Source organism: Cyanobacteriota bacterium (genome assembly GCA_025054735.1).
GTDB lineage: Bacteria > Cyanobacteriota > Cyanobacteriia > SKYG9 > SKYG9 > SKYG9.
Window position 1 is genome coordinate 1 of the sequence record JANWZG010000107.1, and the last position, 10,343, is coordinate 10,343.

At 49.7% G+C, this 10,343-nt stretch carries 10 protein-coding genes; 6 read left to right on the plus strand and 4 right to left on the minus strand.

The annotated features are described in order from the left end of the window. From NZ772_07065 to NZ772_07085, 5 genes are all read left to right on the plus strand, one after another. Positions 1-943, plus strand: a 943-nt coding sequence (locus tag NZ772_07065; GenBank protein ID MCS6813318.1) for a cysteine--tRNA ligase, incomplete at its 5' end; no start/stop codon positions are given. Positions 944-969: 26 nt separating this feature from the next. Further along, a complete protein-coding gene (gene cmoA / locus NZ772_07070) occupies positions 970-1,740 on the plus strand; it encodes a carboxy-S-adenosyl-L-methionine synthase CmoA (GenBank protein ID MCS6813319.1) in 771 nt (256 codons plus the stop codon). Positions 1,741-1,750: 10 nt separating this feature from the next. After that, positions 1,751-2,746, plus strand: coding sequence for a tRNA 5-methoxyuridine(34)/uridine 5-oxyacetic acid(34) synthase CmoB (gene cmoB, locus NZ772_07075; GenBank protein ID MCS6813320.1), 996 nt, complete (start codon positions 1,751-1,753; stop codon positions 2,744-2,746). A gap of 92 nt (positions 2,747-2,838) precedes the next feature. After that, on the plus strand, positions 2,839-3,168 hold the full coding sequence (locus NZ772_07080) for an arsenosugar biosynthesis-associated peroxidase-like protein (protein ID MCS6813321.1): 330 nt from the start codon (positions 2,839-2,841) through the stop codon (positions 3,166-3,168). Positions 3,169-3,323: 155 nt separating this feature from the next. Continuing rightward, complete coding sequence (locus NZ772_07085; protein MCS6813322.1) at positions 3,324-4,205, plus strand: ABC transporter ATP-binding protein; 882 nt, start codon at positions 3,324-3,326, stop codon at positions 4,203-4,205. A 26-nt stretch (positions 4,206-4,231) separates the two neighbouring features. Here the strand turns inward: NZ772_07085 and NZ772_07090 are convergent, their stop codons facing one another. Continuing rightward, complete coding sequence (locus tag NZ772_07090) at positions 4,232-5,851, minus strand: LCP family protein (GenBank protein MCS6813323.1); 1,620 nt, start codon at positions 5,849-5,851, stop codon at positions 4,232-4,234. Between the two features lie 157 nt (positions 5,852-6,008). On the opposite strand from NZ772_07090, the gene NZ772_07095 reads away from it, so the two are divergent. Further along, on the plus strand, positions 6,009-7,070 hold the full coding sequence (locus NZ772_07095; GenBank protein MCS6813324.1) for a sugar phosphate nucleotidyltransferase: 1,062 nt from the start codon (positions 6,009-6,011) through the stop codon (positions 7,068-7,070). A gap of 67 nt (positions 7,071-7,137) precedes the next feature. Here NZ772_07095 and NZ772_07100 read toward each other — a convergent pair whose 3' ends face one another. The 3 genes from NZ772_07100 to NZ772_07110 form a co-directional block, all read right to left on the minus strand. Next, positions 7,138-8,139, minus strand: coding sequence for a ketoacyl-ACP synthase III (locus NZ772_07100; GenBank protein MCS6813325.1), 1,002 nt, complete (start codon positions 8,137-8,139; stop codon positions 7,138-7,140). 42 nt (positions 8,140-8,181) lie between these two features. After that, entirely contained in the window at positions 8,182-9,207 is a 1,026-nt protein-coding gene (gene plsX / locus NZ772_07105; protein MCS6813326.1) for a phosphate acyltransferase PlsX, read from the minus strand. Positions 9,208-9,400: 193 nt separating this feature from the next. Then, on the minus strand, positions 9,401-10,343 hold a 943-nt coding region (locus NZ772_07110), incomplete at its 5' end, for a DUF1517 domain-containing protein (GenBank protein ID MCS6813327.1).

A 10,343-nucleotide genomic window follows, 5' to 3' on the forward strand; every position in this document is an offset into this window, starting at 1 on the left:
TGGCCGTAAACAAGATCCCTTTGATTTTGTGTTGTGGAAGGGAGCTAAACCCGGAGAGCCAGCGTGGGAGTCACCATGGGGCAAAGGACGGCCTGGTTGGCATATTGAATGTTCAGCGATGGTGCGTCAGACCTTGGGCGATCGCATTGATATTCACACCGGCGGGGCTGATTTGGTATTTCCTCACCACGAGAACGAAATTGCTCAATCAGAGGCAGTGACTGGGGTGCCCCTAGCTAACTACTGGCTCCACAATGGCATGGTCAATGTCGGTGGTGAGAAAATGTCGAAGTCGTTGGGCAACTTCACTACCATTCGGCAGCTTCTAGCGTCTGGTGTGGATCCCATGGTATTGCGACTGTTCATTCTTCAGGCACAGTACCGAAAACCGATCGACTTTACCGATGATGCAATTGCCTCCGCTCGTCATGCTTGGGAAACTCTAAATGAAGGTTTGTTACTAGGGATTAACCATGGTAAGGCTTTAGGCTGGCTGGATGCAGAGGATCCAGCACTTATGGATCCATCTGCTATGCATATTGATCGAAATAGTGACACTGTGCGGCGATTCCAGACAGCCATGGATGATGACCTGAATACCCCTGCTGCTCTGGCTGTGCTATTTGAATTGGCTAAGGACTTGCGTCGTCAGGGTAACATGATTGTCCACAATGGCAAGCCCGATGCCAATCCCCAAGACTTGCGCCAGCAGTGGCAGACCCTAGTGGTATTGGCTGAAGTCCTAGGACTGCGAGCATCTGTGCCCACGATCGCAAACAATACAGGGCTGACCGATGCCGAGGTAGAGGCTCTAGTTCAGGAGCGCCGAGTTGCTCGATCTGCCAAAAATTGGGCAGAGAGTGATCGCATTCGAGATTTGCTACAAGCCCAGGGCATTACCCTAATCGACAAACCCGGTGGCGTTACCCTTTGGCACCGATGAGCCAGGCTTGTTGCCAGGAGTTGCCCATGGTTGATCCCCACACGCCAGATCCCTATCCCACGACACTTTACCTCAGCCCAGAGAAGGATGATCTCTATGCACAGGGGCAGTGGCCAAAGCCATTTGTCTTTAATGATGAGGTGGCACGAGTATTTGATGATATGGTGTCGCGATCGATACCCCTGTATCGAGAAGTAGTAACCTGTGCAGCCCTATGGAGCAAAACCTACTACCAACCCGGTACTCGGCTCATTGATATTGGTTGCTCTACAGGCACCCTGCTAGAACTGCTAGGGCGCTGTTTACCACCGCCAGCAAACTTAGTCGGCATTGACAACTCCTTGGCGATGATTAACCGTGCCCAAGAAAAACTAAAACATATTCAGTCGCACCATCAGGTGGAATTGCTGTGTCAGTCTGCTGATGAGGTCGCCATTACCAATAGCAGTGTCGTGATTCTCAACTACATTCTGCAATTTTTGCCCCTGCAACAGCGACAACGCCTACTGCGATCGATCCACCAGGGGCTAGTGCCGGGAGGGATCCTATTTCTGAGTGAAAAAGTCATCTCTCCCCATCCCCATATTCAAGAAACAGTGACTCGTCACTACGAAGCCTTTAAGGCTCACAATGGCTATGCCCAGACAGAAATTGAGCGTAAAAAAGAGGCTCTAGAGCAGGTCTTGGTGCCCTTAACAGAAGCTCAGCAAGTGCAAATGCTGTTAGAGAGTGGTTTTTCCCACGTGGAATCAGTCATCAAACTGCACAACTTCGTGTCTTGGGTAGCCCTAGTATAGGCAGTCTATTATGGATCCGGATGTTGGTTATTACCCTCCCGACTACTTACACGACTACGGCGCAGTGCTAGCGGCTGAGGAAATCGTTACAATTCGGCAAGAGCGGAACGATCGCCTACATCATCCTAGTGTCAAACCCTATCGAGAGGCTGTGCGATCGCTCCAGACCCTGCGGGCTGAATTACCTACTCCCATCCCTTGGGACTTCACTGGGGATGTAGTCACCATCGGGTGGCCCCACGCTTTATCCCCAATCCAGTCCCAACAGCTTATGCAGATACTCCAAACCTTTTGTCCTTGGAAGAAGGGACCATTTAATTTTTTTGGGATCACGATCGATGCTGAGTGGCGCTCTGATCAAAAGTGGGCACGCCTGCTGCCCCACATTCACCCGCTGGCCCAACGGCGAATTGCAGATATTGGTTGCCATAACGGTTACTTTATGTGCCGAATGCTCCCCCAACAGCCATCCCTAGTGATCGGCTTTGAACCCGTTGCCAAGCATTTTTGGAATTTCCAACTCGTTCAAACCCTGGTCCGTCACGATACCCTAGCGTTTGAGTTGCTAGGCATTGAGCACATTCACCTTTATCCTCAATTTTTTGACACTATCTTCTGCCTAGGTATTCTCTATCACCATTCGGATCCAATTGGTCTATTACGTAAACTTCACTATGCCCTTGCTCCCAAGGGAGAACTAGTCATTGATTGCCAAGGAATTCCCGGTGATTTGCCAATCGCCCTCACACCCCGCCAGCGCTATGCTCACGCACGGGGCATCTGGTTCTTGCCTACCCAGTCCTGCTTAGAACATTGGCTGATCCGTGCTGGGTTTACCCAACTGCGCTGCATCTATGCTGCTCCCCTAGCACCCTCTGAACAACGCCGTACCCCCTGGGCTGATATTCAAAGTCTTCAGGACTTTTTGGATCCTAACAATCCAACCTTGACGATCGAAGGTTATCCTGCTCCTTGGCGATACTACATGCTTGCTTACAAAGGATGATGGACATCCCACTAGCTCTTGATCGCGGTTGCTCAGCGGACAATTGATCAGTAGACAATGATGAAGACGTTGATACTTGAGAAGCCTATTTCATGAGCTACTATAACCCTGCCCATTTACCCAACTTTGGTGCGATCGGCGATGGCAACCCCGAACTTGCTCAAAAATTCTTCACCTACTACAAGGCGGTTTTTGCTGACGGTGCCCTCTCAGCTAGAGAAAAAGCCCTAATTGCTTTAGCTGTTTCCCATGCTGTGCAGTGTCCCTACTGCATCGATGCCTATAGTCATGAATGCTTGCAACAAGGGGCAGACTTGGAACAAATGACCGAGGCTGTGCACGTGGCAACTGCCATTCGAGGCGGGGCTACTCTCATCCATGGCTTGCAAATGCTTGATCATGTGCAGCAAGTAGGGATGTGACAATGCCCATATCAACACAGTCCCTCAATGCTGAATAGCCAACGCCTTCAGCATCCTAGACAACTTTGGTGTCACAATAATTCATAGCCAGCAATGGTAATCAACCGTAACAAAATCAACCCTTAACAACCAACCCCCAACAATTACTAACAACAATGATGACTGCAATTTGTCTGCGGAATGTCTGCAAAATGTATGGCGATCGTCCAGTGGTCAATGACCTATCCCTAGACATTCCCCAAGGCGAAATGTTTGCCCTGCTAGGCCCTAATGGTGCTGGGAAATCTACTACGATTCGGATGCTAACCACCCTTACTCGCCCTACTCGTGGTCAGGTAGCTGTATGTGGTTATGATGTTGTGCGCCAAGCTCAAGCCGTAAAGCGCTGCATTGGCGTTGTTTTGCAAACCGTCAGCCTCGATGGAGACCTAACACTGTGGGAAACTTTAGAGTTGCACGGACGACTGCATCATCTGCCCAACCCCCATCGCCAGAACCAAATTAATCACTGGTTGGACTATATGGAACTGAGCGATCGCCGTGACAACCTTGTGCGCACCCTCTCTGGTGGCATGAAGCGCCGTCTTCAGATTGCACGAGCGTTACTGCACCAGCCAGAAATTCTGTTTCTTGACGAGCCAACCGTTGGCCTGGATCCCCAAACTCGTCGCCGTCTTTGGGAAGTCATCCAAGATTTGAACCGCCAGGGCATGACCATTTTGCTCACTACCCACTACATGGATGAAGTGGAATACCTCTGTGATCCCACCCTCACTGGCTCAACGATCCCCAGTCGGGTTGGCATTATGGATATGGGTAGACTGATTGAGTTAGGCACACTGACAGAGTTGCGCCATAACTACGGTCGAGGTTTGGTAATGAAGCAAGAGGCAGGACAATGGCACTATATCTTTTTCCCTGAACTAGAGGATGCCAATGCCTTTCTGGAGCAACAACCATCTCGCACTGGGATGATGGCACGTCCATCTAATCTAGAAGATATCTTTGTGGAGTTGACTGGACGCAAACTAGATTGAGTATAGATTGAGTAACTGGCAATTGATTAACTGGCAGGTTTGACATCGTTACCAACCCGGATTGTCAGGTCAGATTCTAGATCACCAGTAGAGTCTAGCTGTAGCTGCCCAAAGCCTAGCATTTGACGTAGAGCATCGGCAGCTTGCTGATCTCCTCTTTGCACAACGATTTGACTCTGACGCTGGGGATCTGGCCAGTCTTCAATCAAGTAAACATTACGGAATCCACGGGCTTGCAAGTAGTCAACTATCTCCCGCCCTAGATGGGGTTGGTTGGAGGCATTCTGAACAGCAATACGCAGATCTCGTAGTTGAGTTGCCTGTTCAGTAGCAGTACCTGTCTTAACATTGAAGTATTGGGATAAGACGCGATCGCGAGCCTCTGGATCCATAATCCAGTAGCTTTCGGTATATTCCTCAGGCTGACTAAATCGGCCTGGAAGGAGCACCATCTTGAAGTTAGTCTGATCTAGACTCAGCCCAAAGTTAGCCAATGCCAGCATCTCTTCCAGCGTCAAATTCGTGTCGATGTATTTCGACATGACGTTAAGAATTTGTGGAATTTTGGGCACCACTGTTGGACTAGTCAGGCGCTTCTTCAATGCTGTCATCAAAAACTGTTGACGTTGCACTCGTCCAACATCGCCGTAGGCATCATGGCGAAACCTAGCAAACTGCTCAGCTTGCTCTCCGTTTAGAGTTTGCCAACCCTGTGCTAAGTCGATATGCAGTTTCTGGGTGAAATCGTCATACTTCATAGGGTAGGGTACATAGACATCGATGCCTCCCAACAGGTCTACTAGCTCTCGAAAGGCATCGGTGCTGACGCGGACATAGCGATCAATTTTGACTCCCCCCAGTGTCGTGCTAACAACCTTGGCAGATAGAGCTGGCCCTCCGATAGCGTTGGCACGATTAATTTTCATAGCTCCAGCACTCACCACGTCTGGAGGTAAAGTTGGTGGCAAATCGGCTGGGTTGATGGCCTCTAGCTCTACACGGGTATCACGAGGAATTGACAACAGATTAACAACTTTTGTCTGGGGATCAAGGTGTACGAGCAGCATAGTGTCACTACGCCCAGAGAACACATTCTGCGTAGATGGATTTCCATCTAACACAGCATCTGTACCCATGACTAGAATTGTCACTGGACGAGAAACATAGTACTTAAAGCCGCTTCTCCACAGAGAGACAATTGACGACGGGTGATCCTGCATGTCAGGTGCTGATGGATTCCCTGATAAGGCCGTTGATGACAGGGGGATTACAAAGGCAATAACAGCTCCCACGATCGCTGAGGTTACAGTCGTGGCCCCAAACACTAGGCTCCAGAAGGCAACCTTAGCAATAGTTGGTTTCTGTTTCTGGGCAGTGCCTAGAGTATGTCTAGAATCGCTATCAATTGATGATGTCGGTGATGATGTCGGCGTAGAGGGTATGGCCTGCATCCGCTGGGTAGTAGTAGAGGCTGTGTTATCCGTGGATATGGCTGGTACCGAGTAGGTATGCTTCATAGGAGCAGAGCTAGCAGGCTGAATCGACTCCTTATGATACGCTTGTGGATCAGCATTATCCGCATCCGCAGCAAAGTTCTCTGAACCTGCTTGATCTGAAGCTACTCGCTCAAGAGACTGATTCAACACAAATGGCACTCCTCTTTATCTGTTACTACTTTCAACCACCACACACTGACAAGAGTTCAAAACTGCACCTCAAAGCTGCAATTAAAAGCTGCAATTAAGAGTCTTGTAATGTAAACAAAATTTACGCGATTATATCCCCAGAGTCTACATCATTCCTATGACATCATCGCTGATTCCCATCATTTTGGCTGGCGGCAAAGGTGAACGATTCTGGCCCCTGAGCCGTCATCATCGGCCCAAGCAGTTTCTCTGCCTAGATGGTAGCGATCGCACTCTGCTCCAGATGACTGCTGATCGCCTCGTGGCAACCACTGGTGACTGGAAAACCATCTGGGTGATTACCACCGCTCACTTGGCAGCGGGCGTGCAATACCAACTACCTAACTTGCCTATAGACAATATCTTGGTAGAACCCGAAGGCCGTGACACAGCCCCTGCTGTTGCCTGGGCAACCTTGGAAATTGCTCGTCGTTACGGTGAGAATACTGTGCTAGGCTTTTTTTCGGCTGATCACTGGATTGCTGAACAGGATTTATTCATCCAAACTGTGCAGGCAGCCGTCGAGTTGACCAGTCAAGCATCGGCGATCGCCACCTTGGGGATCAAACCCACCTACCCTGCGATTGGTTATGGCTACATTGAGCATGGAGAAGCTATAGGCACCTTTGCTGGGATGCCTGCCTATCGGGTCAGCCGATTTACTGAGAAGCCTGATCGCGCTACTGCCGAGAACTTTCTCGCCACAGGACGCTTTAGCTGGAATGCGGGCATGTTTATTTTCCGTGCTGCCACTACGATCGCAGAACTCCACACTTATGCCCCCGAACTCATTCAACCTCTAGAGCAACAGGGTGTTGCTGCCTATCCATCGCTGCCCAAGATCAGCATTGACTATGCCCTGATGGAAAAAACCCAAAAAGCTTGCGTGGTACCAGTGGCCTTTAATTGGGATGATTTGGGAGACTGGAATGCAATTGAACGCCTATTGAAAGGAGACCAACTTAATGTTGAACTAGCTAGTCATATCGGCTTGGATACAAAAGACTCCATCTTTTATGCAGAGAATCGGGATGAGCTGATTGTGACGATCGGTCTAGAAGATGTCGTAGTCGTTCGCGACGGTAACGCCACCTTAATCGTGAAAAAAGAGCGCACTCAAGATATTAAAAAGGTACTCAAGGCTATTCAACAAAACCCTCGCTTCGAGGGGTTATTGTGAGCAATCCTTGACCGGTAACCAGCCAGTTGGTAGGAATTACACCTAATGACCTTGCCAATAGTCGATTTTAGTTCCGTCCCCAGCGGAAAACGGTTGCACCCCAGGTTAAACCAGCCCCAAACCCAGCACAGGCGATAACATCACCGGGCTTAATATTGCCCTGACGCACTTCTGGATCCAATGCCAGGGGAATGGAGGCGGCTGAGGTGTTGCCATAGTGAGCCAGGTTGCTGATGACCTTTTCTCTAGGGATGCCTAGGCGATCGGCAACTGCATCTAGAATGCGCTGGTTTGCTTGATGCAGTAGCAGCCAGTCTACTTGGGCGGCGGTAATCCCAGCTCGATACAATGCTTTTTCGATCACTTCGGGCACTTGTTTCACAGCAAAGCGATACACTTCTTGTCCGTTCATGGTGACAGGTTGATAGGTGCCTTGGGCGATCGTAACTCCAGCGCCAATCTCCGTTGCTGTCGGCTGATAGGCTAGGTTTAAGCAGTCGTTAAGTGTACCGTCACTGCGTAGCTCAAAGCTCAGGAGGTGATTAGTTGCGTGAGCCTGTAGCACCATTGCCCCAGCGCCATCCCCAAACAAAATACAAGTGCGGCGATCGTGCCAATCAGTCCATCTTGACAGCACATCCGCACCAATCAAAAGTACAGTTTGGTAGGCACCTGTGTGAATAAACTGGGCTGCGGTCACCATGCCAAAGACAAACCCAGAGCAGGCAGCCGTGATATCAAATGCTACAGCTCTGTTGGCTCCCAAGGCGGTTTGTACGCGGCAGGCACTACCAAACAAGTCATCACTAGTAGAAGTTGCCAAAATCATTAAATCAACATCCGCAGGATCAACCCCCGCCATTTCCAGGGCATAAGCACCAGCCACCGTTGCCAAGGTGGTCACCGATTCGTTGACACTTGCTAGTCGCCGTTGCCGAATTCCCGTTCGACTAGAAATCCACTCATCGTTGGTATCAACTATTTGGCTTAAACCTTCATTATCAAGGATAGTAGCAGGGACTGCGGATCCAATCCCCGTAATAGCGACTCCTGCGTGTTGGTGTTTCAAAGTAATCTTGTCCTTATCTGTACCCGAAACTATTGGCAATTCCTAGGATTGCTTGCCGACCATAGCCTGCTGCGCCATATTGATACGGTCTAACACGGTATGGTCAACGGCTTCCTTCGCCAAGCGCACAGCATTGAATACAGTGGGAGCTTGGGAACTACCATGACCAATGATACAGATTCCATCGACCCCTAACAACAAGGCTCCACCATGCTCAGCATGATCAATTCTCTGGCGAATCCGCCGTAGGTTTGGCTTCAGGAGGGTTGTGCCTAGCTTACCGTGCATACCCCGCGGCAACTCTTGCCGCAGAATCTGTAACAATACATCACCAACCGCCTCAGCAAACTTTAGTAACACATTGCCCACAAAGCCATCACACACAACCACATCAAAGCGGCCAGACAACACATCTCGCCCTTCAGCATTACCGATGAAGCTAATATGGGGGTTCTCAGACAAAAGCTGGTGAGCGCGGATAGCAACATCATTGCCTTTGGTAGACTCTTCACCGATATTTAGCAGGCCGACCTTAGGTTCCTCTGTGCCCATCACATATTGGCTATAAATGCTGCCCATCACAGCAAATTGCTCTAAAAACTGAGGACGGCAGTCAACATTAGCGCCAACATCCAATATCAACACAGACTTGCCAGCCATCAATGTTGGAAAGACAGCCGCGATCGCTGGCCGCTCAATTCCTTTCAAGCGTCCTAACCGCAGTAGAGCCGCTGCCATGGCTGCTCCAGAATGACCTGCCGAAACCACAGCATCAGCCCGCTTTTCCTTCACTAGTTGCATAGCCACATTAATTGACGCATTAGGCTTGCGCCGCAGAGCCACCAGTGGCTCTTCTTCCATCTCTACCACGCCTTCAGCGGGCACAATTTCCATCGGTTGCGAACTGGTGTGTTTCCTGAGTTCCGTGGTGATTTGGTCAGGATCGCCAACAAGAATCACCTCGGCATCCAGTTCTTCGTGCGCTCTCAGCGCCCCAGCGACAATCTCAGCAGGGGCATGATCCCCGCCCATTGCATCGATCGCAATTCTTGCTCGAGTTACAGCCATTGAGCCTACGTAGAGAAACATTACAGATATTATCAGGTTAGTAACCACAACGTATGAGGCACTTTTCCTGGTTTAAGCTTTGTTAAGCCAATATCAGTATCCCATAGGGTGACAGTTTCCTGACCAGTTCCTGACCAAGAAGGCTAAATGACTGCCATCAGTTTTGCATCCCATTTGCTGACAGAAACCTCAACTAGGCCAATTGATAAAGGTCAGAATACTCAGTAATCAGCTCATCCTGCGTTAGACTGTCAGTCTCATCTTGGGGCGACCAAATGACCTCAAAGACTAGGAGATAGTCGGGTTTGAACGTTGTTAGCATCTTTAAGGCTGATACTAATTCCGCCTCCGTCTGCACATTGCTAAACAGTGGCTTGTCGTGGGCAGTTCCCACCAACAGCGTTACCACAATGTAGGAAGCAGGACCATCAGTTTCATTAAGATGAGCTGTGCGTTTCTTGACCTTTCCGCCTACGTTGGTCAAGGTTTCTGCACTTAGCTTGCTCCGCTCTGCAAGGGAGAATTCATCAAATATTCGCTCTGCCTCTTCTCTAGTTTTCACCGTTTGGGAACTACCCCGGACATGGGTCCAACTAGACTGAGTACGCAATAGCACTAGCACTACGTCCTGAAGATGCTGCGACAATCCTTCAGCGGTGGATAAATCTGCATCTGCTACCAGTTGAGAAAGCTCTCGCTGAACGTTGCTAGCGATCGCCAACAGGGCTACTTGCAGGCGGGTGATAGTAATAATGTCATTATTGATCTCTCGCCATATCGCCTTTTCCCGTTGATTCATCCCCTTAGTCGGATCCGCTGCTTTGGCACTAGCAAGATTTGCAAAAAATGATTGCAGGATCCCGGCTAAAACGATTAGTCCTACAATCAACACAACTAGCAAGACCAACCCCACTAGAACACCATTGCCCCCAGACTCTGAACGCACAGAACTCTGGGAAGGGGCATAGGCTGGTGGTGGAACATAAACAGGAGCAGGAACGTAAACGGGGTTTTGGTTTTGGTAAGAAGGCTGGGATGGACGATTGTAGTAGGGTTGAGATGGGCGACTATAGGAAGGCTGGGATGGACGATTGTAGGAAGGCTGAGATAGACGACTGTTGGAGGGACTAGTGGAT